This window comes from Moritella sp. 28 (assembly GCF_018219435.1).
In the GTDB taxonomy this organism is placed as follows: domain Bacteria; phylum Pseudomonadota; class Gammaproteobacteria; order Enterobacterales; family Moritellaceae; genus Moritella.
Genome location: NZ_CP056121.1, coordinates 439,457 through 465,087 on the forward strand (window position 1 = coordinate 439,457; position 25,631 = coordinate 465,087).

The following is a 25,631-nucleotide window of genomic DNA, read 5'->3' on the forward strand; positions in this document are numbered from 1 at the left end:
ATAGCATAGGATAATGGCTTTTCTTCTAGTGTTAACTTTCAAAATCCTCTTCCGGAAGGAGTGACGGTTCAAGTCCGCCCTCGGGCACCATATTTAAGTAATAGAGCCTCAACGAAAGTTGGGGCTTTGTTGTATCTAGCACAATCAAAAACTAGAATCTCTTCCCTTAATTAGTATCCCTGAAATACTCCCTAATAAAATTACGTTATAACCCCTAGAAAATTAGCCCCTGTCTATATCCGGTACTTTACAGTCCTATTCTTGTCTTTTGGAATTGGTTTTATTTAATTGTGCAATTAATTCAATAGATTAGATTTAGATTGCATTTTTTGTATTGGCTTATGTATTATTGGTTAAATTATTCTAAATGGTACGTAATTCAGATGAAAACTCTTTCTACATTAGCTTTAGTTGTTAGTTCCGTTATTCTTTCGGGTTGTGTTAATACAAAATATATAGATACTCCCGTACAACCAATAGAAGTGAAAATCGCAGCATATAATCTTTCATTTGATCGTGATTCATTCGAAGCTCTTGTCGCTGAGATGCAAGTTACACCCGCAAAACAAAAAGAACTAGTTACTGCTTACTTGGACGGCTCAATTGCGGATGCTGATAAAGCAACTGCAGAAAACGTTATCCAAATTCGTAATGTTGCTGCTGTTATCCAGAAGAATCGTCCTAGTGTGCTTATGATGGCTGAGTACAATAATGATGGTATTGGTGAAGATAAATCAGCACTCATTGGCTTTCAAGATAATTACTTATCTATAGCCCAAAGTATCGATGGTGCTGGTGGGGAAGCTAATCTTGATCCAATTACATTCCCATATTTTGAGTCATATTCAACAAACACTGGCCTATCTAGCGGTCTCGACCTAAACAATGATGGTCACATTGGAGGCCCCGGTGATGCTTGGGGGTTTGGTATGTATCATGGTCAATATGCGTTCGCGCTGATGTCTCAGTATAAGATTGATTCTGAGAATACACGTACTTTCCAGACGTTCAAATGGAAAGATCTTGCAGGTGAAAAAATTCCAACGATCACTATTTGTGACGGTTCACAGGCTATCCCTAATGGCATGAACTGCGGCGATAAATGGTATTATTCTGAAGAGTGGGAGGAGGTTCGCCTTTCTTCTAAGAACCATGTAGATGCTCCAATTATTATTCCAACAGCTAACGGTGATGAAGTTATACACCTTCTAATGTCTCACCCCACGCCTCCAGTATTCGATCCAGGTAAAAATAAATCTCAAAATGCTGCTGAAGTTAAGTTTTGGAATCAATATATTCAAGGTAAAGACTTCTTCTACGACGATGCTGGTCAGAATGGAGGGTTAGCCGACGATGCTAAATTCGTTATTATGGGTGATCAAAATCTTGACCCAGTAGCTGGAGACGGAGAGAGTGATGTGATGCAAACACTTCATGATGATCCTTTAGTAAACCAGAGTGTGATGAATGGTGAATTGTATCCAACTAGCTATGGTGCATCAGAGCATGCAACAGATAAAAGGCTTAGTCATCCAAAACCGAACCGTATATCTTCAACATTCGGACTTGCAGTTGATTACGCTATACCTTCTGCAAACTTGAATGTTATTGACGCTGGTGTTTATTGGTCTGCATCTTACGAGGAGGGACGTAAGTTATTCAATGATGCTCGTCTTGGTCAATATGGTGACAGTAAATCCGTTTCTTCAGATCACCGTATGATTTGGATTAAAGCTAAACTGCAATAATTGTAGCAGTCAGCGAAAAATAGCAATACATTTAAGGTGTGTTGCTATTTTTATAGAAATTATCAGGCTTTGTTGCATCTAGCACAATCCTATTTATTCCCAAAATAAGTTACCTGCATTTTCTTAATTAATATCCCTAAACTTAGTCCTAAAATCGCGCCAATAAACTTAACTATTTCTCTCTATACACTTAACCTTCGAATCGTGAATACTATTGTTATAACCTAGCTTACCTATCCTATCGCAAATATATCGACTAAGATTAGTTTTAGCTTGTTATGTCCTTGCTTTGCCTTTTAAACCCTAGTTTAACCAGATTAATTTGTAAACTTGGGTGTAAATTTAAGAGAGAGAATTAAGCTGATGAAACCAGATCAAGAACTATCAACCGTAACACGTTTATTGCATATAATTGTTGCTGTCGCCATGATCGGATTGATCATAGTTGGTATCTATATGACCGAAAATAAAGCCTACTCTTTGTATAATATTCATAAGTCGTTGGGTTTTTTAGTTTTATTTATTGCCTTTATCCGTATCGTTTGGCGTATTAGGGTGGGTTGGCCATCAGAGGTTGCTGGAGGCAAGGCGATTGAACATATTGCAGCAAAGGTGATTCATTGGGTTTTGATTATCTCAACACTGCTCTTTCCTATATCAGGTTTGATGATGTCAGTAGGCGGTGGTCATGGTTTATCTGTTTTTGGATTAGAGTTGATAGCAGGCAGTATTGATCCGGTAACTGAAAAGCCGATGGTGTTAAATGAAAGCGTTGTGAGTATAGGTAGTTATATACATAGCACCTTAATGCCGATAATTATTTTTGCTATTGTTATGCATGTCGTCGGGGCCTTGAAACATCATTATATTGATAAAGACAGCACGCTGAAACGCATGTTCTGGTTTAAGAAGTAGCTTGAGTTGGTATATGTAATTTGATAGACGTATTAATAGTGAAGGCTATAACGTGATTATTTCGTTATTGGTTATTGTGGGAAGTGTAGGGTGTTGTAGTGATGATGTCAGTTTAAATAGCTGCAACTAAAAGTAGAGCATCGAGTTAATATAAATATATTAACTCGATGTAGAGTGAATTAACTGTGTTTCATTTAGTTAATTAATACTTCTTTACGTGGTGCCTTTAGGTTTTCAGTATAAGCAGCATGTTTTTCTTTTTTGTCAGCTGATTTTTCAAATACTGCTTTGAATAGATCAAGAATAAACATCCATACAATACCGTAGACAACAACAATACCAATTGCTTCCCAGCTTATTGGTGCCATTAGGAAGCCCACTTTAGCGATGATAACTGCAAGGATCTGTGTGCCAAAAGTTGCAATTAGTAGCGGTTTTGATGGACGTGGTTTAGCCCAGAAATGGTTTTTACTACGAACAACGAATAGTAGTAGGTGACCAGCGATAACGAGTTGTAAGAACAACATTGTTTGAATCGGCGCTGAAGTTGAATATAATTGTTGTGCAATAGCCATTAGTCCAAAGTTTTGAGCAACAGACACAACACCAAGAATTGACGATAATGTGAGAACACGCTTGAGATTCCATTTGACGGGGAAGCGCTCGACACCTGCGTTATCATAGGCAATTGTCATGATAGGAAGATCATCAAACAAAGCAAGTAATACAATCATTACAGCGCTCAGTGGTGAGAAATCCAAGAACAATACAGACAGTGTCACGAACAACATGATGTTAATTGTCATCGCTACGCGGTATTTCACGTAAGAGATAATTTTTTGGAAGATTTTTCTAGATTCTTCTACAGCATCAATAATTACGGACAAACCTGGTAACGTTAAGATTAAATCCGCTGCACCACGTGCGGCATCAGTTGCACCGTCAACAGCGATACCGATATCTGCTTGTTTTAATGCTGGCGCATCGTTGACCCCATCACCTGTCATTGCGACAACGTGACCCATGTCTTGTAGACGTTTTACAATTTCGTATTTATGCTCAGGGAAAACACGTGCGAAACCACCTGCGTTTTCAATTTTTTCATTAATTTCGTTTTCTGATAGTTCACCATGGAAAAGGTCTGAAGCAGCGAGCATATTAGTACTAAGATCAAGTTGTCTTGAAATTTCTTTACCAATAGCCAAGTCATCACCAGTGACCATTCGAACATCGATACCACGAGCACGGGCTTCATCAACTGTGTGCTTTGTATCATGACGCGGTGGATCGTATAACGAAAGTATACCGACTAATACAAATTTCTCTGGGTTTTCAGGATAACTACGAGCCACACCTAGGCCGCGTAATCCACGACTTGCTAATTCATCTACATTACCTAATGCTTTAGTTCGTTCTTCATCGGACATATCACATAAATCGATGATTATTTGTGGTGCCCCTTTTAGTACTCTGTATTGACCCTCGCCAGAATCGATAAGTGCTTCAGTACGCTTTCTTGTTGGATCAAAAGGCGTAAAATCAAGCTGTTTAATTTTAGCTATTTCTTCTTTACCTACCGCATCCATGATGACGTTTTCAATTGCGTCTGAACTGTTAAAGTTACACGCTTGAGAAGCAATTAAAGTAAGTTCTGATTCGTTTTTAGCATTAAATAATACAGGCGATGTTAACGTTAATTCATTCAGCGTTAATGTACCTGTTTTATCTGAACAAAGAATATCCACAGAAGCCATTTCTTCAATTGCAGATAGCTTAGTTACAATCGCTTTTTTCTTCGATAGCATAAATGCACCGAGAGCCATTGTTACTGATAATACAGCTGGCATAGCAACCGGAATTGAAGCCACGATCAGAATTAATACCATCTCTATTACATCAAGCGGTGATTTATTATTTATCACTAATTCTTTGAAGATGATTGTAGCAGCAAGAATTAAAGAACCATAAATGAGGAACCTACCAATAGCCATTACAGAGTTTTGGAAGTGTGATTCGTTACCTGCAGAGCTAACGAGTGTAGCGGTTCTACCAAAAAATGTATTACCGCCAGTTTTATCAACGATACATACCATACTACCTTGTTTTACAATAGTACCGGAGTAAATCTCTTCGCCTGGATGGCGCATTACAGGAAGTGATTCGCCTGTTAATGCTGCTTGGTCGACACTAACGTATTGGCCTTCCAATGTGATCAAATCGGCAGGGATAATATCACCGTTTTCGATTTGAACAATATCACCGGGAACAAGTTCTGCGGCTTCGATATCTATCCATTTCCCGTCACGCATTACACGCGATTCTAAAGCCATTGAATTTTTTAATGCTGCAAGCGCACTTTGTGCTTTACCGTGTTGCATGAATTCAATAAATACATTCAGAAGTAGCATGAATGAAATAATAGCGAAATCAGACCAATGCTGAATGATCGCGGATAGAATTGCAGCAGCTTCAACCATCCAAGGGATTGGCCCCCAAAATCCGGCAAGTAAAACTTTCCAACGACTTTCTTCTTTTTCTTCGATCGCATTTCGCCCGAATTTTGCGAGTCGCTCTGTGGCCTCTTTATTTGTTAACCCATCTTTAGATGTACCATGCTCTTTTAATTTGACTTTTAAGTCTATAATTTCACTTTCTTTGTCACTCATAGGTTTGCCTGTGTCATAAAGTTTTAATTACATGCAATTGACTGTTTTTATCTTCCGTATTGATTGTTATCCATTTTATAATTGCTCGTTTTACTTCTTTTTATATAATATAAAATATTGTCACTGCCTTTCACTTTGGCTTGCGCGGGTGTTTCAAGTGAAACCACCTTACTCTTGTTACGAGACGTTATCAATAAACTTATTGTTTTTTGTATTAATTAGTATTTTAATCAACCAGCTCCTTCACTTTGAGGATTGTTAATTTTTCTGGTGGTTGTAACTGGCTGTATTAGCATGGTTTTTGGTTCGCTGGATTCTAGGATTTTACGGCCCAAGTTCTGTCCTTTGGGGTTGCTATGGGTAATTCGATGGGTTTATTAATGCTAAAGATCTCAGCGCTATTTTGTCGTAGGTAGTTATTTTTCGTTCCTATATGGTGTTGATTTAAATGTAATTTATTGTCTTTTATGCCATTTGGTGGTAGTTTGGCTTCTTCAATTTTATTCGCTAACGTCTCTAACTTATAAATATACATAACATCAAGCAGGACTCTATGAAAAAGATATCATTCTTAAGTGCATTATTGGTTTCAAATGTTGCTAATGCAGATTTGAATCTTGATTATAGGGCTTACAATACACCTGTTAACTATAACTTTGCAGAAGTCGAAGTCGGCCATAAAACTTATAAATCCGATGGTAATAAGGATAATATGAAAGTTATTTCTATCGGTAGTGAATTAATGCTTAATGAAAAAGTGATAATGAAGTATTCATTTTCAGGTGAAGAAATAAATGATTTAGCAAAAATTATAAGCTTAAACATGGGGTTATTGTATCGGGTTGCACTGGCTGAAAAAATCGACGTTGTACTTGGTGGTGAAGTTGAGTTTGACTGGTTAGCGCTAGAAGGTGCTGACACAGATACTGATTATAGCTATGATAATTATGACATAGGTGCTCATCTTGGGCTCAGGTATGGCTTTACCGATAAATTTGAAGGCGTGACACAAGTTATTATATCTGATTCTTCTTCGCACTCATTAATAACAACACTCGTGACAACGAAGCTATCATATTATGTGACCAAAAATATTGGCGTTGGTGCTTTTTATACTGCAGGGTTTAATGATAAGTTTGATAGTACTTACGCTGGTGCGAATATTAAAGTTAGATTTTAATTAAAATAACAAAGCCTCAACGTTAGTTTGGGTTTGTTATTGTTGGTACAATCAAAATCTTACGATACTCTCCCTTTATTCAAATCCCTAAAAAATATCTCCAATACTAATTTAATAGCAGTAAATTCAGATTAATTCTAATTGTTATTGATTCTCATTAATAATCGAGTAGACTGAGTGTTATGTTATAACATAACGTTTGAGGTAATAATGAAACAAGGTATACACCCGGATTATCAAAAAGTCGCTTTTCACGATATAGCAGCAGATAAATATTTTATAGTCGGTTCAACGTTGAAAACGAATAGAACGGTAGAAATTGACGGCACAACATATCCTTATGTGCCGCTGGATGTGTCAAGCGAATCGCATCCTTTTTATACGGGCAAACAAAAAACGATCCATAGTGATGGTCGTGTGGCACAGTTTAACCGCCGATTTGGTGGATTAAAGAGCCAAAAGGAGGTTTAATATGAAGGTTTTAAGCTCACTTAAAAGTGCTAAGCAGAGGCACCCGGATTGCCAGATTGTGAAACGTCGTGGTCGTGTTTATGTTATTTGCAAAGCCAACCCCAGATTTAAAGCTGTTCAGGGCGGAACGAAAAAACGCGCTTAAGCTTTAATACCACTGTCGTTAAGTAATCTGACCATAGCTAAATGACAAAGCCTCAACACATGTTGGGGATTTGTTGTATCTGGCGCTAAGTCTTAAAACTCCTACTTTCCATATCTAGTTCAAGTTTTTATAATTATTTGAGTGAGTATATTGGAGCCTATGCTGAGGTTGTCAATTATACGTAATAAAGAGATCGGTAAATGTTTTGCTAGCGGAAAAATAAAGAACTTATTAAATAGATGTTTACTGTATTTGTTTTTATAAACAACCTGATAATTGGCGCTTAAATGATTAAAAAGGTTAGCTGTGGCGTCGTCATTTATGTCTGTTATCCAAATAAACCCACCCTCGTTTAATTGATCTTTTACGTTATTGATTACCTTTAATTGTTCGGCTTCTGAAAATTGTGCTATAGCGGTCGAAAATATCACGAGATCGAATTTAATGCCTGTTTGCATTGGTTTAAGCAAGTCGTGGACAAAATAATGAATGTGCGGATTTTGATTTTTACATTCGTCAATGCTTTGCTTCTCAATGTCGCAGCCAAAAATAGATCTCGGTTCGAAATGCTCCCGTAACTCTCTGGTAAGCGCCCCCGTTCCGCAACCTGCATCTAAAATTTTAAGTTCTTCTAAGGACTGCTCGGCGTCAATAGCTCTAAATCCTCGCACGAACTCACGCTTACACATTAAGTCGATGTATAGATACGCCTCTTGTGTCCAATGGAACATTTCACGATTTCTCATAGTTGCCCTTAAATTATAATGATTTAGTAAAGAAGTCTTTAACCCATTTGTTATGGGCTATGCAGATGTTCCCTATGTCTGCGGCTAGAAAAGCTTATCAACTAAGGATTTAGCTGATAAGCGTATATAATAAGAGTAATAATCTGCTAATTTAACGCAGATTATTATTGATTATCTCAGTACAATAAGTGGCACTCGACAATTTTCAATCATACGCATGGTATTACTACCAAGGAAAAAGCTCCTCACCTTAGAATGAGAAAATGCACCCATCGCCACAAGCTGAATATCATGCTCTTTTTTGTAGTTCATTAGTGAAGAGGAAATATCGCCTTCAATATAAGAACTAATGACTTTAAAACCTTCTTGCTTAAGCAGTTCTTGGGCTTGCTCAAATTTTTCCTTGTGCGCGTCTTCACTGTTTTTAATGGTGACTAAATGACATGTAAGCCCTTTGAGTAACCCGCCTTGAATGATGCGTTGTACTACTTTATCTGCTGTTTCACGCCCATCATAAGCCAACATGAAGTTAGTCGGTTCGGTAAAATCTTTTGGTGCAATAATGATCGAAGTGTGGACCTGACGAATAAGAGTTTCAATATGATAACCAAGCGCTTTAAAATCGCCTTGATGTCCATCCCCAGATCGTCCGACAACCATTAAGCGCGCATCTGCCTCTAAGGCAACTAATGCATCAACAAAATCGCCATGTTGTTGTTTATGCTCGATGTTTGTAAGACCTGCTGAGTTAGCTCTATTTACAGCTGCATCTAACATGTCATTTCCCAGCTGAATTTCAATTTTGCCACGCTGCTCATCAAGTTCTGCCATTTTATTAAGCAATGCTGAGCGAGCACCTAAACCAATAGAACCCGTTAAGTCATCTGCACCATGTTGTTGTTGCTTTTCGATTGTATGAAGAAAGAGAATACCGTTACTCAAGCGATTTGATGCCCAAATTGCAGTCTCACATACTGCTTTTGCTAAAGCAGAACCATCAATACATGCTATTATTTTGTTCATTACCTTCTCCTTAGTGACCTGCCATCATTTTTTCAACGGCTGCGGGATCATTATGAATTGCAAATTTATCTATCACGGTCGCTGTTGCTTCGCTCATACCGATAATATTAACGTCTGCTCCCTCTCGTCTAAACTTAATTACAACTTTATCCAATGCCCCAACCGCGCTAATATCCCAAAAGTGAGCGTGCGATAGGTCGATGGTGACTTTACTGGTGACGTCTTTAAAGTCGAATGCATCAATAAATTTATTCGCAGAAGCAAAAAATATCTGACCTGTTACCTGATAAGTAGGTGCTTTTTTTCCTACCTTTGTATTTTTCACAACCATAAAGCGACTGATTTTATTAGCAAAAAATAGCGCTGAAAGTAATACACCGACAAATACGCCAATAGCTAAATTATGTGTTCCAACAACAGTGATCACGGTAGCAATCATGACAATGTTGGTTGATAGCGGATGTGATTTTATATCTTTAATTGAGCTCCAAGAAAACGTACCAATCGCTACCATGATCATGACTGCAACCAAGGCTGCCATCGGGATTTGTTTAAGCCAGTCTCCCAAGAAAACCACCATAATAAGCAGGAATACCCCGGCAGCTAAACTTGATAGGCGACCTTGTCCACCCGATTTAATATTAATGATTGATTGACCGATCATGGCGCAACCAGCCATACCACCCATTAAACCAGCGCCTATATTTGCAAGACCTTGTGCTTTACATTCTCGATTTCGATCACTTTTCGTATCAGTTAAGTCATCGACGATCGTTGCTGTCATCATCGACTCTAAAAGTCCAACAACTGACAAACCTATTGCGTAAGGTAAAATTATCCACAGCGTTTCTAACGTTAACGGTACATCTGGCCATAAGAAAATAGGCAAAGCATCTGGAAGTTCACCCATATCGCCAACTGTTCTAATATCTAACCCCATAACCTGCGATAAAACGGTAAGTACTACGATACAGACTAAAGGAGAAGGAATTTTTTTCCCTATCACTGGAATGTAAGGGAATAAATAGATAACGCCTAGTCCGCCGACTGTCATTGCGTAGACATGCCAAGTGACATTCGTTAACTCGGGTAATTGGGCTATAAAAATTAAAATAGCAAGGGCATTTACAAAACCAGTCACCACAGAACGGGAGACAAATCGCATTAAGCTGCCCAATTTGATATAACCAGCGAACACTTGAATTAGGCCAGTTAATAAGGTTACTGCAAGTAAATATTCTAGCCCATGTTCTTTCACTAATGTGACCATGAGTAAAGCCATAGCCCCTGTTGCTGCCGAAATCATGCCCGGTCGACCACCTGTAAAAGCAACAATTGTCGCAATACAGAATGAGGCGTACAGACCGACTTTAGGGTCTACACCTGCAATAATAGAAAACGCGATAGCCTCTGGTATAAGTGCCAGGGCGACAACAATACCGGCTAAAATATCTCCTCGAACATTTCCAAACCAGTCTTGTTTTGTTGATGAAAAAATCATACTTATCCTTTTTTATACATATATTAATCACGAAAATAATGTGATTATGCACGGGTATTCTGTTTTAATTAGCCATTAAATCGAGTGTTATTATGCTATTTCATTCACAGCTAATGGCTGCGGAAAGGACGACATCCTTGCCTGCAAGATAGACTCAATTTATTGTGCTTTTAAACGATAAATAGCGCTGGCAATAGTGCCATGCTGGAAATTCCTGCTTTAAATGAACTGTATCGTCTTAGCTAATCTAGCTTTAAGATCAGAAATTCAAAATTCTCTCTGCCGTATACGTCCGTATAACTGCATAGATAGCAAGTACGAGAAAGCCGAATAAACGATGTCTTTTACCACGCTTAATGCGAGGATCGATTGATCAGTTCAAAGTATTTCAGGAATGTAGGGGTCATTACAATGAGCAAATTATCGTGTATCGATATGCTCTATGTGTCTGATAAAATGCAATTTATAATGATTTTTCGGCGTGCAAAAACCTAACTTTATGTAGAGAAAGTCATATAGATGGCGTGCAAGGGCCTAACTTTATGTAGATAAAGTTATATAAATTGATTAAACAATGGGGGGCGTATGGTTATGGCGGAGTCATCACTGTACCTTTGGTTTAAATTAATAAGCGTATTAGTTGATCTGTTTCTTTATCGTGATGAGTAGTTTAGAAAGTATCTCTTTCTCTTCATCAGAAAGCATATTGCAAATTTCATTTTCAATGGCGTCTGCAATATTCCACAGTTCTTTAATAATAGGCTTAGCTTTTGTCGTTAATTTTAAACGAAATACTCGTCTATCTTCCTTATCATTTACTCGCTTGACTAAACTCAACTCTTCTAGCAAATCAATTTGTCTTGCTAGGGTAATTGGTTTCACGTTTAAAATATCTGCTAAATCAATTTGTCGACAATTTTCATTTTCAGAAAGGTGAACCAATGCTCGCCACTGAGAATGTGTAATGCCCATACTTTCGGCTTGTTTGTTAAAACGTTGTCTAATGATGTGACTGATTTCATAGCTAAGAAATCCAAATTTAGAATGTATCATGATTCAAGCAGTATATAATAAGGTAGGCTTATTATATACCGTGTATAGCTTTAAAGTAAATATGTTATTTAAATGACAAAGCCTCAGTATATGCTGGGGCTTTGTTGTATCAGGCATGGCGCGAATATAAGTTAAACCTTAATTACGACCTGCAATAACACCTCCATCGACATCCCAGATTGCACCTGTTACCCAGCTTGATTGATCAGACAGTAAGAAACAAATACTGTTGGCAATATCTTCTGGTGTACCTACACGACCGATTGGGTGGAATGCGTTAAAACTTGCTAATGTCGCATCCATATCTTCAGGACTGATAAATGTCTCATATATTGGTGTTTTTACTACTGCAGGCGATACTGCATTGACGCGAATATTATGTTCGGCCAGTTCCATTGCCATATGTTGAGTTAAAGCGTGTAGTCCTGCTTTTGCCATCGAGTAGGCAGAAGAAGGTGTGGCTTTAATGGCTTGCTTACCCCACATCGAACCGATATTAACCACGTTACCACCACCACTGATGATCATTTTTTTAGCCACAGCCTGCGTGATCTTAAATGTCGCTTTGTTTAATTCATGGTAAAGGTCATAGTCTTGCTCGGTATGCTCGATAAACGGTTTTGGATTAAAGTAACCCGCGGCATTAACAAGGTAACCGATGTTCTTATCCTGCTCGGTGATATTGTCAATAAATTGCGCGACACTGTCGTTGTCATAGAGGTTTAATTGAATGCCTGTCACGTCACCTATTTGGCTAAGCTCTGAAACAGCTGCGTCTAGTTTGTCGATATTGTTACCAACAATGGCGACAGGAACATTTTGAGCTGCAAGTTGTTTTGCGGTTTCAAATCCCATGCCACTTGTGCCACCAATGATAAGTGCGATACCTGATTGAGTAAATGTCATTTTCTTTCTCCTAAGATCTTGTATGTGGTAATCTTAGGTGTTAATTCACTTATTAAATAGTAAGTACAAATTGGTTACCTAGGTACTTATTGGTACATCTTTATGAATAATAACGGAAAAATATTTGTAAGAAAAACTGCGCCGGAAAATAGCGCAAGAATGGTCGAAAGTATTTATGGCTGCAAATGGTCATTGACTGTCTATCAGTTACTGGCTCATGACATTAATCGACCAGGTGAAATGGTACGTAACGTAGAGGGCTTAAGCACCAAAGTATTGAATCAATGTTTAAAACGAAATGTTGAATTTGGTATTTTAGATAAAGTTGTCTACAACGAATTACCTCCTCGAGTAGAGTATCATGTGACTGAGTTTGGTAAGAAATTCCTTGGGATTTTGGCACAGCTCGACGCTTTGCAGGATGAAATTGACGACCAATATGACGCTTGATGACGCTTGATGAATTTGGCTTAGCCACCCCCACCAAACCTCAACGGACTCTAAGTATTCGATGCTTTTATAAAATACCTATCTGTGATTTGTCATTGTAAAGTTCAATAAAACTACGTTTGTTGTAAGAGGGTGTAAGACGTTGTAAGGAAAGGGGCCTAATATCAGAAATAGAATAAATAATATGTTACGTTTTTATTCCTAGCTCGATACCCCATGGGCAATATAATAGGAATCGCTAATATGCCACTTCAAAGTCAGCCCCACCTAGAATTAGATCTGAGTATTATCTACAACCACTTAGGTAAGGTCGGTGTATGCTCGAACGAATTTAATAAATGGTTAGACAGATTACAAAATTCGTACGGAAAAAAAAATGCAATTAGGGCGCTTCCTGCTCTACAAAGAGGGATTGATGGTGTTTACTCATTACTTGAAGAAATGAAATACCGACACCACAAGGGGAGCAGTAGTGCATATGAATATGGTGTATCAGCGATTACTGAAGACCCGACTTGGCAATGTCTTGTTTCTTCTGTTGTACGTCATTTCCCTAAACAGGTTAAAGTGGTTAGACCGAGTCGAACTCCGCATGAAGCGATTCGAGATAAATGTGTTAATCGGACGTTTTTTAATTTTATTTTTCAGAAGCAACGTTTAGCTGAAATGATGAAACCGAATATTATTGTCCAAGGTGAGTTAGGTCGTCTACAGGTTCAGATTCTTGACGCTCAGATATCCTCTTTAGCAAAAGCCTATAATGAGCGAAGTCAGTTCAGCGAGCAGGTATGGACAATTCTGAATGACTATAAATGTCGTCAGAGTGTATTTCAGGCTACAGCCTCACCTAAAGCGACTGCAGAAGCAAAGAGTAATAGCTTATCTGCTGATGCAAATCTTGAGCTTTTTGCTGGTTTGAAAGTTGAAGTAATTAAAGAGTGGGACTTTGCTAATATAATGCGTAATAAAATAACTACAAACGCATTAATTGGTAGTGATTTTAAGGCCAAAGTCAGTGCTAGCGCTAAGATAAACGACGTGAGTTACGCAAGTGCTAGTGCTAAAATTGACGAAGTAAAAAAGACCACGAATAAGAGCGGTTTTTCTGATGCCATGCAATTAATACCTGGTATTGATTTAGGTGTAAATGCAGAACTTGCAGCAATGGTTGGGGCAAAGATTACCGTTAAGCATGAGCTTACAGTGGGTCAGATTATGGCAATGACCAATGAAGCTGAACTGTTTGTTGGTGCAGAGGTAAAGGCCTCTGCTTCAGCTACGCTGAACTCAAATAACATTTATGGAAAAGATGAAATAATTGTCGGTAAGTTGGGGGCAAGTGCCTTTGCGGGACTAAAAGCTACAGGCTCGAGTAACGTTACCTTTAAAGCGCGAGGAATCAATGCAGCATCTGTGAAGGTTTCAGGAACTGTGTCGGCAGGGATCGGTATAACAGCTGAAATTGAAGCATCGGTTCGAACGTCTGGAGATATCAAATTTAAAATTGCTTCAGGTGCGACCGCGGGAATAGGGGCTTCAACAGAATTGGGCGCAACCGTTAACCCTGTTGCTCTTAAAGTGATCTTATGGGATGGTTTTGCTCATCACCTGACAACAAAAAAATACCAGATGCGCAAAAATGAAAAACTAGATAGAAATTTAAATACAGTCGCAATTATACGCTGTAGCGAGCATGCGCTTATGTCATTAAATTCTTTAGAAGAAGATTATAGAAAAATGGCAGAAGAGCTTTGGCGAATTCCGGTCGATGTGAACTTTTCTAATGGAACTTATCATGATGATTTATCTCGAGGCGTTGAGCTTGATGGTGCTTACATGCGTTCGGTTGAGATGAATAGTGATCACGGCATGGAGAAAGCCGAGGAGGGCATAATGCGTAGTTCTCAGGTTTTAAGCCAATCGGTTGCCGTTAATAAGTCGCATCTAAATAAACAATCTCGAGGTCGAAAAGCAATACGTAGAACGAAAGGATTACTCGCAATACAGCCACCGGTAGGGGCTAGGGTTTAATACCATTTAAAATAATGAAAAAGCCTCACCTGTGTTGGGGCTTTGTCATTTCCAATCGCCAACTTTCACCTGAAATAAATGAACTGCCTGAATCTTAACCGCTTGTGAATAAACAACAATAATTTGATCTCGATGATTTAACATATCTATATTTTCGAATAACATAGCACGAAATTTTGTTAATAATACTTATAATAAACATTATTAACTATGTCTGTATTAATGTTTAACAAGGAATTAAGTAGATGAACAATATAGAACAAGGGCCTAAAAGCCTTAATCGTCGTAAATTTCTTAAAAGTACAGTGGCTAGTGTGGCGGTTGTAGGGCTTGGTGGCTCAGTACTTGCAGATACAGCGAGTGCATCAGAACTAGATCCTGATTGGTTGCCCCATACACATAATACACATAATAGACATAACAGAAAGTTTTGGAAGAACGTTCAGAAACAGTTTGTGTTAGATAAAAGAACAACCTACATGAATGTGGGTACAACAGGCTCAATGCCAAGGCATGTACTGGCAGGATTTAATGACAATAATAAAGCCGTGGCGAAATACCCATGGGATATGGATGCACGTTTTGGCTCTTGGCCATATATGTCAGAGATGGTCGCTGATGTAGCGCCGGGATTTGGCGCTGAAGCCCATGAGATTGTGTTGAGCCGTAATACCACTGATGGTATATGTTCTATTATCAACGGTCTTCACTTTGAAGAAGGTGATGTTATTCTGACTACGCACCATGAGCATATGGCAGCGACAACAGCAATGAAGATTGCTAAACAGCGTTTCGGAGTGAAAATAGTGGAAGTTCAGCTTCCTGTTTACACTGGCTTTGAAACGGTGACAGAAGAGGATTATGTTGAAGCATTCCGAACTGCATTGAATAAAAACCCGAATGTTCGTCTGATTGTGTTCTCTCATATTACCTACAAAACAGGTACAAAGCTGCCAGCAAAACGTATTTGTGAATTAGCAACGCAATATGCCGTTCCAACACTCGTTGATGGCGCGCATTCGATCGGTATGCTTGATTTGGATTTTCACGATATGGATTGTGATTTCTATGTGGGGTCTGGTCATAAATGGCAATGTGGACCAGGTGCGACAGGCATTTTATATGTGCGTGATAATGCACGGCGTTTAAATGAATACTGGAGTGACCGTGTTAATCCGCTTTGGATTATTAATTCATCATTATCACATGCTGATTACCTTTGTTATCAAATGCAGTACATAGGTAATGATAATTACCCTGCGAAACAAGCCTTGGTTGATAGCTGTAAAATGTGGGATGACATTGGTCGAGCACGTATTGAAAAACGTGTGTTAGATTTAAGCGCATTGTGCAAATCATTATTGGCCGAGGCGTTGCCTAATGCCTATATATTCTCTCCAAACGTTGAAGCGCTAGCGAGTGGTTTAACAACATTCAATCCATTTGAGCTAGAAGAAGGTGAGCGACTGACTGAATTTAGAGATCGGTTACGTAATCACTATGGCTACATCATTCGTACAACCAACTTTAAATTGTATAAAGAAGATAGCGCTAACACGTATGCATTAAGAATTTCTACGCATCTTTTCCACGATGAAAAAGATGTGAGAGGTTTAGTTAACGTGATTAAGAAACTATACAAACGCATGGCTTAATACTTAGGCGCTCAGTCGAACTGGGCGCTCTCTTTAAATTAGAGCCGATAAGATAGAGTATGTCGATGAGAGTTACAAAATTTAAGAATACGATAAAGAATATTTTGTTTATAGGGTCAGCCATGATTTTTAGCCAAGGTGTCTTGGCTATTGATTTACAAGATATAAAAAAACAAGGTGTATTACGTCATATTGGCGTACCTTACGCAAATTTTGTGTCTTATATCAAGAAAGACGATTTTGAATTGTTAAGCGGGTTGGATGTGGAACTGGTGAAAGGTTTTGCAGAATCATTGGGTGTTGAGTACCAATATGTGCCAGCGAAGTGGAATAACGCGATAGGTAAATTAACTGGTCAGCATGCGCAATTTAAAAACAATCAAACAATATTTGGTGACGAGTGCGCAGTCGAAGGCGATATCATTGCCAATGGCGTCACTATTTTAGATTGGCGTACTGAACTCGCCGATTTCTCAAATGATTATTTCCCCTCTGCAGTATGGCTGGTGGCTCGTGCGGATTCAGACCTGCAACCTATTAACCCAACCAACTCGATTGATAAAGACATTAAAAAAGTGAAGCAGCTGATCAATGGCAGAGATGTGTTAGCGATGGAACATTCTTGCTTAGACCCTAATTTATATAATCTTTATAGCACGGGTGCCAATATTATATTGCCCGCTACCGAACGCCGTTTGAATGAAATGGTGCCGGCGATCCTGAATAAAGATGCTGAAAGTACCTTACTTGATGTTGCTGATACCTTAATTGCACTCGAAAAGTGGCCCGGTGAAATAAAAGTGATAGGGCCTGTGTCACAAGAACAAAGAATGGGGGCAGTCTTTAGAAAGAATTCGCCAGCGTTGCGTAAAGCATTTAATCAATATTTAGATGATATAAAAAAAGACGGGACTTATCTGCAATTAGTTGAGAAACACTACCCATCCGTGTCTTATTTTTATGGCGATTATTTTAATAATAATCATAAGTTAGTGTGATGAAAAAGTTGAAGCGTAAATTATCCAGTAGCCGCTTAATTATTATTGCGGCGGTATTACTCGCGGCGTATTTAGTGTCGATTTTGGCAGTTACCAATGTTGGACAGACACGATTGAAAGAATCACAGCAACGAGAACTTAATCTGAAGGTGCAAAGTTACACCAGTATGTTGGAATATTTTTTCAATGTGACGAATGATGAGTTAACGAATCTTTCTAGTGATAAATCAATGTTGACCTACTTTGCGAATTTGGCATCAGGTATGTCGATGCAATATGGCTTAGGAGCGAGTTTATTCAACCTTAATAGGGAACTGAACCGCCTCATCTATAATACTGAAATAAATCAGCAATCGGTTTATCAGCGTTTGGTGCTTGTTGGTTATGATGGCACTGTTATTGCGGATACCGCAAAAAACCAAGGTACTAGGTTCGATAGGGTGAATATGCCACATATTCGCGAACAGAGTTTGACTATTCGCGTGGTTAAAGAAGATGATAAATATCCTTATATTCAACTAGTTAAGCGTGTTGGTTTCGCAGGTAAACCGGTCGCTTTTTTGGTTGCTGATTTGAACAGGGAAGTGATCGTTTCACAGTTGACGGCACAGGAACATGTCGATAGTCGAAGCCGCATGGATTTAATTACGGCTGATGGTGATATTTTTATCTGGGATTCATTAACAACGGAACCACAATCGGATGAGAAAAATGAACTCGCCAATAACATTTTTTTTGAAATGGAGATTGAGAATACACCCTTTAAATTAAGAAGTTGGTTTGAACCTGTCAATGAAAAAGATATTTTCACTTCGGGTTGGTTTATCGCTGGTCTGTCTTTTCTTGCCGTGCCCGTTGTATTTGGGCTTTTCTATACATTCATGATTAATAACGCAAATGTTATTTTAAGAACCAAATTTGAAGAAAGTCATAAACAACGACGGATCTTATCGACTCAAAACCAATTGTTAATTGAAGAGGTTGAAAAAAGAAAGGCTTCAGAGCAAGAGTTGGCTTATCAAGCCTCGCATGATGCGTTGACTGGGTTACCCAATAGAAATTGTGGTAATGACCGCTTGGAGCAAGAATTAGTAAGAGCAAAAAGATCGAATACTAACGTATTAGTCATGTTTATTGATCTTGATAATTTTAAACAGATCAATGATACCTTGGGGCATTCTGCTGGCGATCAGGTCTTGATGCAGAGTACCGCAAGATTACTGGATTCTATACGTGATACCGACGTTCTCGCCCGTTTAGGTGGCGATGAATTCTTATTAGTTATTCCCGAACTGAACAATTTGGATTCGGCAACATACTTAGCGGCTAGGGTATTGTCGTTATTTGATGATCCTTTTATTTGGAAAAACCAAGAGTTGTTTATCTCTACCAGCATCGGTATGTCGGTATACCCTCAAGACGGTAATAATGTGCAACAGTTACTTGCCAGTGCCGATACTGCCATGTATCGAGCCAAACAAGATGGGCGTAATGCCTTCAGTTTTTATAATGCGGCAATGAGTGCTGATTTACAGCGTACGTTAGATCTCGATGGCCGATTACGTCAAGCGCTTGCGCGCGATGAGCTCGAAATTTACTATCAGCCGATTATTGAGTTAGCATCCAACCAAATTATTGGTGCTGAAGCCTTGATGCGTTGGCATGATACCGAGTTTGGTTTTATATCACCGGATGAATTTATTCCTTTAGCCGAGAAAAATGGCTTAATACACTTACTCGGTGAATTTGCGATAAATAAAGCTTGTATGCAGGCTGCTGAATGGCAAAAGATCAGGCCGTTACATATCGCCATTAACTTTTCGAGTGTGCAATTTAGACATTGCGATAAGCTGTTCGAGCAAATCAACGCTGGATTAATGCAATCTGGTTTACCTGCGCATAAATTGGATATTGAGATCACCGAAAGCTTGCTGTTCAATCACAACGACGAAGTAGTCTCCTTACTTAATAAACTGCAAGCAATGGGCATGCAGCTCTCGATTGATGATTTTGGTACGGGTTATTCGGCACTGAGTTATTTACAAAAATTCCCCTTTGATAAATTAAAAATAGACCGCGCTTTTTTGCAAAATATGCATGAAAGTGACTCTGATCGTGAGCTGGTCAATGCGATCATTGCGATGGCGAAAGCACTTAACTTAAAGGTGGTTGCAGAGGGAATTGAAGACCAATGGCATGCGGATTATTTGAGGTCAATGCATTGTGAATATGGCCAAGGTTATTTTTACAGTAAACCAGTGCCCGCTAAAGAGTTTGAAGCGTTATTACATCAATATAAAGAGGATTGGTGTAGATAATCAAAGGTCAGCTTCTATCATAAAACGAGATGATAATCATATATATACATGTTTGTTTACTGTCTAGGTTGAAATATTGCTGTTTCGTTAGAGTATTTTCACTAATCTAATGTATTATCGGAAATTATTAATATAATCAATGGTTAATGGATAAGCCAAGGACTAGGTAATGCATTTAAATAAAATACTTTTATTGTTAATTTTAGCGCCCCTATCGCTAAGTCAGGTTCATGCTGCAGAAAACATGGATCCAAAAATTATTAATGGAGAAAAAAGTGGCAGTGGAAGCTGGCCATTTATGGTGGCTTTAGTCTCTAAAAATAGGGATGTATATAGCGGCCAGTTTTGTGGGGCTAGCTTTTTAGGTGGGCGCTATATATTAACTGCTGCGCATTGTGTCGACAGCAAAGAAGGGCAAGATCTTGATGCCGTTATTGGTATTTCAGATCTAACTCAGAGTGATGTTGCTGCACATAGATATAGTGTTAAAGAAGTTTATGTTCACGAAAACTACCCTGATGCATCGGATGGTAATGACATTGCTATTTTAGAACTTGAGCGCGAGGTAAACTATACAGCCGTTAATTTGGCTGATAGGAGTTTACGTAACAACCTAGCAGTAGGTAAAATGTTAACTGTGATGGGGTGGGGAGATCAAGACCCAAGGCCAGATAACATAAAATTTGATAATGAGCTATACCAAGTTGATGTACCGCTAGTCGAACAAGCGCTATGTCCAGATGATGTCGGATCAAAAGATAATGCATTTTGTGCCGGGTATGTTAATGGTGGTTATGATTCTTGTCAGGGTGACAGTGGTGGGCCAATCGTTGTTGCCAGTGCTAATGGTTATGAACAACTTGGTATTGTGAGTTGGGGTTATGGGTGTGCAGAAGCCGGAAATTATGGTGTTTATGCTAATGTAAGCCATTTCTCAGATTGGATTGCAGGAAAAATGCAAGGATTCAGTTACCGTCAGTCAGAGTTTGTGGGGGCTAAGCATTTAGGTGCTAATTCGCATACTTTCACTATCCAAAATAATACAGCACAAATGATTAGAACGTCAGGAATTCAGGTGCTGCCCTATGATGCTTCAATAACAACGAATACTTGTAACGTGATAGCTGCTAATGATAGCTGTGCGGTTACGATTAATTACAATGCCAGAGAAAGTTTTGGAGAGGTATCGGTCAGTATGCTTACAGATCTTTTGCAAGCACCTAACCTCGATCTAAAGGTATCATATCTCGGTATTGAAACTGCGCCTACTGATGTTAGTAATATGGTTTCTGTTGCGAACAGTGGTATATATTCTTCTAAAAACTCATGGTTTAACAATGGTAGCTCAATTGAATCTCCAGTGTTGGGTTACAATGAGTTCGCGCAATTAGCGATTACGGGATTAGCTGCTGGGGAGTTATCTTTCAATGCCAATATCGTAACTCTACAATCCAATAATTATTTTAACGTATATGTTAATGGCCAGTTACATGACAGAGAGAGTGGTGTTAAGGCTGATGAGTTTACTATAGGTTTACCTAGAGATAATAATACAGTTGTGTTTGAGTATAGAAAATCTTCATATAATTCGTATGGCGATGACCGAATTACTATCAGTAATTTAACTCACTCGGCATTTAGCGAGTCTACAGGAGAGTCTACTAGACCTGATGGTAATGCGACTAATAGAAGTTCTGCTGGTAGTGGCGGCGCTATTAATTGGATTACTTTACTTGCTTTAGGTATGTTAGCGTTAGTTAGAAGGCGGCTAGTATAAACTATTCAGTTAGCCGTAATTGATGGCCCCAATTGGGCCATCAATTACAACAAACAACTCTTGGCATATCTACCTATATCTCATTAATGTATCTCTTCATTGTTATTACATCACTATCATAAACCAAATGAATATTGCTAAGCACAAGCTAACAAACACGGCTGCTGAGCCTATGTCTTTAGCGCGACCACTTAATTCGTGATGTTCTGTGCCGATGCGATCAACAACCGCTTCAATGGCCGAATTTAATAACTCAACAATAAGCACGAGTACTAATGATGCAACGAGCAGTATTTTATCAACATGGCTTACGTCTAATAACAGGGCAATAGGCGTGAAAATGATCAGTAAGAGCAATTCTTGTCTAATTGCCGACTCGTATTTGAATGCAGCTCGTAAGCCTTGCCATGAATATCCGGTGGCTTTGATAATTCGCGTTAATCCTGTATATCCGGGCTTTCCAGCCTTGCTTATCACATCAGTCTTATTCATTTATTCATCCATTTTCATCTAATTGAAATAATTATCTAAATTAGAACACAATGGTAGGGAGACATGTTGTAAAAGGCTGTAGAGATATGTAAGAGGCTGTAAGAGGCTATAAGAGGCTATAAGAGATATGTAAGGGAATAATAAGGGAATAGTGGTTAAATTGTATCACTGGCACACATTTAATGTTTTTGTATTGTTACCTTGCTGCGTGTTCGGTAGTATTGAGGTTTTGACAACATAAAGTATTGGATGAACTAAATGAATAAAACCCTGTTTGCGGCGATCATTATATCGGCTGCTGAATTATCAGGTTGTGCGTCGACGGAATCAACGCAACAAAATGTTCATAATACCAATGATGTCGAAGTCATGGATGAGTCTGCGCTAGCGATAATAAAAGTCAAAGGGCTCGCTGAACATATTGAGCAGCAATATCAAGCGGCAAAAGAGCAGAACTATGTTTATTTTGCTCCCGACAGCTGGAGAGATGTAAATTCCGATGTTCGAGCAATGCGTACGCTGGTCGCTAGATTTGATCCCAATGATCAAGGTTTTTTTGGTGGTCCTTCGGAAAGTAAAGTAATCGATAAAATTGAAGAAGCGCAAGAAGCACTAGATAAAGCCGTACGTATTAAACAGCTGGTATCGGTATTTTTAGCACAGCAGTTAGCTGACATTGAATATTTGTCACCACAAGTTCATGGTCAATGGCAAAATTCGTTAAATGACATTAACGAAAGTACGGCCGATTTAATTGCTGATATTGAAGATGATGGCTCAACTGACGGTTATGAAAAACGCAGTTCGACAGTGCAAGCACGTTTATTACAGCTCGAAATCCGAATTGTTAAAAGTAATTATTACACGCCATTGGTAAAGAAAATGAAAAAAATGGATCAAAACCTGATCCCGCAAACGTATGCGAAAATACAACAGAGCGTGCAACAGTTAAATGATGCAATTATGTTTTCTACGCGAAACAAAAATATCATCGAAAATATCGTGGCTAAAGTTGAGAACGATTTACGTCGCGCCAATAGCGTAACAACTGAAGTGAAGTGGATCAATAGTATCAATCATTCTGAAAGTGAAAAGATCGCGTTACGTTATCGCGATGCACTATCAACTGCGGCATTTAATTTATTTTCAGAAGATATTTCGAGCCTCACCTATGTTGAACAAATTACATATTTTAATGATGCACTACATAATAAGTTGGAGCAGCAACAATCTCTTAATGATGAGCAAGCACAGTTAATTATTGCCTTAACAGAAAAGGTGAACGCGGCGCTGACAGAGAGCGATAACTTAGCAATAAATGAGACGATTTCGGACTTAGATATTGTTGCAGCTGACGCCACTATAGACGTTGAAAAGCATAGCCAAGTTGCGACTAATATAGCTATTATCAAGACTGGTGAAGAATAATAGTGAGGATTGAGTTACTTACTCCCAACATTGGTGCTTTGATCCACCATGTTGATCTTGTCAATTGTAATGACACGGTCTTTGAAACAGTTTATCAAGCTTGGTTTACTCACCAAGTAATTTTTTTCCGTGATCAAGTGTTTTCACCGCAACAACATTTAATCATTGCTGCGCGCTTTGGGGAGTTAGAGCCTATACATCCTTTTTTTCCTCATGTAGAGCAAGCGCCACAAGTCAGTGTTATTGAAACCGTGAGTGGTAAACCACCATTAGAAAGTTTTTGGCATACGGATTTAACTTGGCGACAGCAACCTTCTAAAGCTTCTATCCTTCACGCTCAGCATGTGCCAGCCTATGGTGGTGATACCTTGTGGTGTTCGATGAGCGCTGTATTTCGGGATTTACCTGAACAAGATAAAGTATTGCTGCGAGAGCTATCTGCTATGCATGCGTTATTTGCCTTTGATGGTATAGAAGCAAGTGAGATCACCGAGGACTGGCAAAAAGAGGTGATTGCAGTATCGGCACAAAATCCGCCTGTATCACACCCTGTGATAACGCGTAATCCTGATACTAATGAAGAAATATTATTTATTAACGAGCAGTTCACCCGCTATATAATTGGAATGAACCGTGATGACAGTAATATGTTATTAGCTAAATTATTTACGATGGCAAGACAGCCCGAATATCAGGTTCGTTTTAAGTGGCAGTCAAATTCATTGGCGATTTGGGACAACCGTAGTACTCAGCATTATGCGGTCATTGATTATGCCGATAGCCCGCGTAAATTACATCGTGTGACAGTCTTGTAGCTGTCTTATTATGATGTTGAATAAACAGAAATTTAAAAGATAAAAAGAGAAATACATTATTTGTATTTCTCTTTTTTTATAACCTATATTTTATTGCATATTAACAAAAGTACAGTTAACTCAACTCTAATTAAGCAATGCTAATTCACTATCGACATCGAATAAATGGCAGTGCGTCATATCGAAATGCATATAGTGACTTTCACTATGTTGAATATTGTTCTTTGGGTCGAAATGACAGCGAGAAATAATCTGCTCTTGTCCTAATACACAGTAAAGATAAACTTCATTGCCCATCGATTCCACGACTTTAATGTAAGTCAGTTCAACATTTTGTTGTGGCTCTGATATATTTTCTTTTGAAGGTGTTATCACTGATATGTGTTCAGGCCGCAGTCCCAACCACACTTTTTGACCTATTTTATGTGCTACTTTTTCGGCTTTATCCACTGGTAATACGAATTGTGAACCGTTATCTAATTGCACATACGTAAGGTTATTTTCTTGAGAAAGTGTCGCGTGGATCAAGTTCATCGCGGGAGAACCAATAAAGCCAGCAACAAACTTATTGGCTGGATAATGATACAAGTTCATAGGCGTATCAACTTGCATGATTTGACCTTGGTCCAGCACGCAAATACGATCACCGAGCGTCATGGCTTCGACTTGATCATGGGTCACGTAAATCATCGTTGCATTTTGACCTTCGGCTTTCAAATCCTGGTGTAACTGGGCGATACTAATGCGGGTGGAAACGCGTAATTTAGCATCCAAATTTGACAGCGGTTCGTCAAATAAAAATACATCCGGTTTACGTACCATTGCTCGACCTAGCGCTACTCGTTGACGTTGCCCTCCCGACATTTCACCGGGTTTATTGTCGAGTAGGTGGGTAATTTCTAATGTTTCTGCTGCATCACTAATGCGGCGTTCTATTTCGCGTTTATTGATTTTTTGTTGTTTTAAACCAAAGGCCATATTCTCATAAACAGACATATGCGGGTATAACGCGTAATTTTGAAATACCATTGAAATGCCACGGTCTTTGGGCGGTAAATGATTTACACACTTGTTACCAATCATGATCTCGCCATTGCTGATGTTTTCTAACCCTGCAATCATGCGCAATGTGGTGGATTTAGCACAACCAGAAGGGCCAACAAACACCATAAACTCACCTTCATTAATAGTGAGGTCGATACCATGAACGGCTTTAAACCCATTTGGATAAATTTTCTCTACTTGACGTAGTATTACTTCAGCCATGTGATTTCCGTATTAATTATTAGTTATTAGTTATTAGTTATTAGTTA

At 38.8% G+C, this 25,631-nt stretch carries 21 protein-coding genes; 13 read left to right on the forward strand and 8 right to left on the reverse strand.

Annotated features, from left to right (window positions below; all coding sequences use genetic code 11):
• Positions 1-383: 383 nt before the first annotated feature.
• Together HWV02_RS02045 and HWV02_RS02050 are read left to right on the forward strand one after the other, a co-directional pair.
• Positions 384-1,748 carry an endonuclease/exonuclease/phosphatase family protein gene (locus HWV02_RS02045; RefSeq protein ID WP_211689568.1) on the forward strand — a complete coding sequence of 455 codons (1,365 nt, stop codon included), beginning with the start codon at positions 384-386 and terminating at the stop codon, positions 1,746-1,748.
• Positions 1,749-2,111: 363 nt separating this feature from the next.
• Positions 2,112-2,663, forward strand: coding sequence for a cytochrome b (locus tag HWV02_RS02050; RefSeq protein ID WP_211689570.1), 552 nt, complete (start codon positions 2,112-2,114; stop codon positions 2,661-2,663).
• A gap of 194 nt (positions 2,664-2,857) precedes the next feature.
• Here the strand turns inward: HWV02_RS02050 and HWV02_RS02055 are convergent, their stop codons facing one another.
• A complete protein-coding gene (locus HWV02_RS02055) occupies positions 2,858-5,329 on the reverse strand; it encodes a plasma-membrane proton-efflux P-type ATPase (protein WP_211678267.1) in 2,472 nt (823 codons plus the stop codon).
• Between the two features lie 553 nt (positions 5,330-5,882).
• On the opposite strand from HWV02_RS02055, the gene HWV02_RS02060 reads away from it, so the two are divergent.
• The 3 genes from HWV02_RS02060 to ykgO all read left to right on the forward strand — a co-directional run bounded on the left by HWV02_RS02060 (position 5,883) and on the right by ykgO (position 7,125).
• The gene (locus tag HWV02_RS02060) at positions 5,883-6,509 is read left to right on the forward strand and encodes a hypothetical protein (protein WP_211689571.1); all 627 of its coding nucleotides are present in this window, start codon (positions 5,883-5,885) and stop codon (positions 6,507-6,509) included.
• Positions 6,510-6,719: 210 nt separating this feature from the next.
• Complete coding sequence (locus HWV02_RS02065) at positions 6,720-6,980, forward strand: type B 50S ribosomal protein L31 (RefSeq protein WP_211678269.1); 261 nt, start codon at positions 6,720-6,722, stop codon at positions 6,978-6,980.
• A gap of 1 nt (position 6,981) precedes the next feature.
• Positions 6,982-7,125 (forward strand): type B 50S ribosomal protein L36, encoded by a 144-nt coding sequence (gene ykgO / locus HWV02_RS02070; protein WP_006030112.1) that lies wholly within the window; start codon positions 6,982-6,984, stop codon positions 7,123-7,125.
• Positions 7,126-7,244: 119 nt separating this feature from the next.
• On the opposite strand, the gene HWV02_RS02075 is transcribed toward ykgO, so the two are convergent.
• From HWV02_RS02075 to HWV02_RS02095, 5 genes are all read right to left on the reverse strand, one after another.
• On the reverse strand, positions 7,245-7,871 hold the full coding sequence (locus HWV02_RS02075; RefSeq protein WP_211689573.1) for a class I SAM-dependent methyltransferase: 627 nt from the start codon (positions 7,869-7,871) through the stop codon (positions 7,245-7,247).
• A gap of 171 nt (positions 7,872-8,042) precedes the next feature.
• Entirely contained in the window at positions 8,043-8,894 is an 852-nt protein-coding gene (locus HWV02_RS02080) for a universal stress protein (protein WP_211689575.1), read from the reverse strand.
• Positions 8,895-8,904: 10 nt separating this feature from the next.
• A complete protein-coding gene (locus HWV02_RS02085; RefSeq protein ID WP_211678272.1) occupies positions 8,905-10,395 on the reverse strand; it encodes a SulP family inorganic anion transporter in 1,491 nt (496 codons plus the stop codon).
• Between the two features lie 636 nt (positions 10,396-11,031).
• A complete protein-coding gene (locus HWV02_RS02090; RefSeq protein WP_211673879.1) occupies positions 11,032-11,448 on the reverse strand; it encodes a MarR family winged helix-turn-helix transcriptional regulator in 417 nt (138 codons plus the stop codon).
• Between the two features lie 138 nt (positions 11,449-11,586).
• Entirely contained in the window at positions 11,587-12,354 is a 768-nt protein-coding gene (locus HWV02_RS02095; protein WP_211689577.1) for an SDR family NAD(P)-dependent oxidoreductase, read from the reverse strand.
• Positions 12,355-12,456: 102 nt separating this feature from the next.
• On the opposite strand from HWV02_RS02095, the gene HWV02_RS02100 reads away from it, so the two are divergent.
• From HWV02_RS02100 to HWV02_RS02125, 6 genes are all read left to right on the forward strand, one after another.
• Positions 12,457-12,804, forward strand: a complete 348-nt coding sequence (locus HWV02_RS02100) for a helix-turn-helix domain-containing protein (protein ID WP_211678274.1) — start codon at positions 12,457-12,459, stop codon at positions 12,802-12,804.
• Between the two features lie 243 nt (positions 12,805-13,047).
• Positions 13,048-14,835 (forward strand): hypothetical protein, encoded by a 1,788-nt coding sequence (locus HWV02_RS02105; protein ID WP_211689579.1) that lies wholly within the window; start codon positions 13,048-13,050, stop codon positions 14,833-14,835.
• 245 nt (positions 14,836-15,080) lie between these two features.
• The gene (locus HWV02_RS02110; protein WP_211689581.1) at positions 15,081-16,490 is read left to right on the forward strand and encodes an aminotransferase class V-fold PLP-dependent enzyme; all 1,410 of its coding nucleotides are present in this window, start codon (positions 15,081-15,083) and stop codon (positions 16,488-16,490) included.
• Between the two features lie 122 nt (positions 16,491-16,612).
• Positions 16,613-17,488 (forward strand): transporter substrate-binding domain-containing protein, encoded by an 876-nt coding sequence (locus HWV02_RS02115; protein WP_255547013.1) that lies wholly within the window; start codon positions 16,613-16,615, stop codon positions 17,486-17,488.
• Positions 17,488-19,806 (forward strand): bifunctional diguanylate cyclase/phosphodiesterase, encoded by a 2,319-nt coding sequence (locus HWV02_RS02120; RefSeq protein ID WP_211689582.1) that lies wholly within the window; start codon positions 17,488-17,490, stop codon positions 19,804-19,806. Before HWV02_RS02115 ends, HWV02_RS02120 begins: the two co-directional genes overlap by 1 nt.
• Positions 19,807-19,975: 169 nt before the next feature.
• A complete protein-coding gene (locus tag HWV02_RS02125; RefSeq protein ID WP_211689584.1) occupies positions 19,976-21,583 on the forward strand; it encodes a trypsin-like serine protease in 1,608 nt (535 codons plus the stop codon).
• Between the two features lie 105 nt (positions 21,584-21,688).
• On the opposite strand, the gene HWV02_RS02130 is transcribed toward HWV02_RS02125, so the two are convergent.
• Complete coding sequence (locus HWV02_RS02130; protein ID WP_211678280.1) at positions 21,689-22,075, reverse strand: diacylglycerol kinase; 387 nt, start codon at positions 22,073-22,075, stop codon at positions 21,689-21,691.
• Positions 22,076-22,333: 258 nt separating this feature from the next.
• Here HWV02_RS02130 and HWV02_RS02135 point away from each other — a divergent pair, with 258 nt between their 5' ends.
• Positions 22,334-23,503 carry a hypothetical protein gene (locus tag HWV02_RS02135; protein ID WP_211678281.1) on the forward strand — a complete coding sequence of 390 codons (1,170 nt, stop codon included), beginning with the start codon at positions 22,334-22,336 and terminating at the stop codon, positions 23,501-23,503.
• A gap of 2 nt (positions 23,504-23,505) precedes the next feature.
• Positions 23,506-24,318 carry a TauD/TfdA family dioxygenase gene (locus tag HWV02_RS02140; protein WP_211689585.1) on the forward strand — a complete coding sequence of 271 codons (813 nt, stop codon included), beginning with the start codon at positions 23,506-23,508 and terminating at the stop codon, positions 24,316-24,318.
• A 126-nt stretch (positions 24,319-24,444) separates the two neighbouring features.
• Here the strand turns inward: HWV02_RS02140 and HWV02_RS02145 are convergent, their stop codons facing one another.
• Entirely contained in the window at positions 24,445-25,584 is a 1,140-nt protein-coding gene (locus tag HWV02_RS02145) for an ABC transporter ATP-binding protein (protein ID WP_211689587.1), read from the reverse strand.
• Positions 25,585-25,631 lie beyond the last annotated feature (47 nt).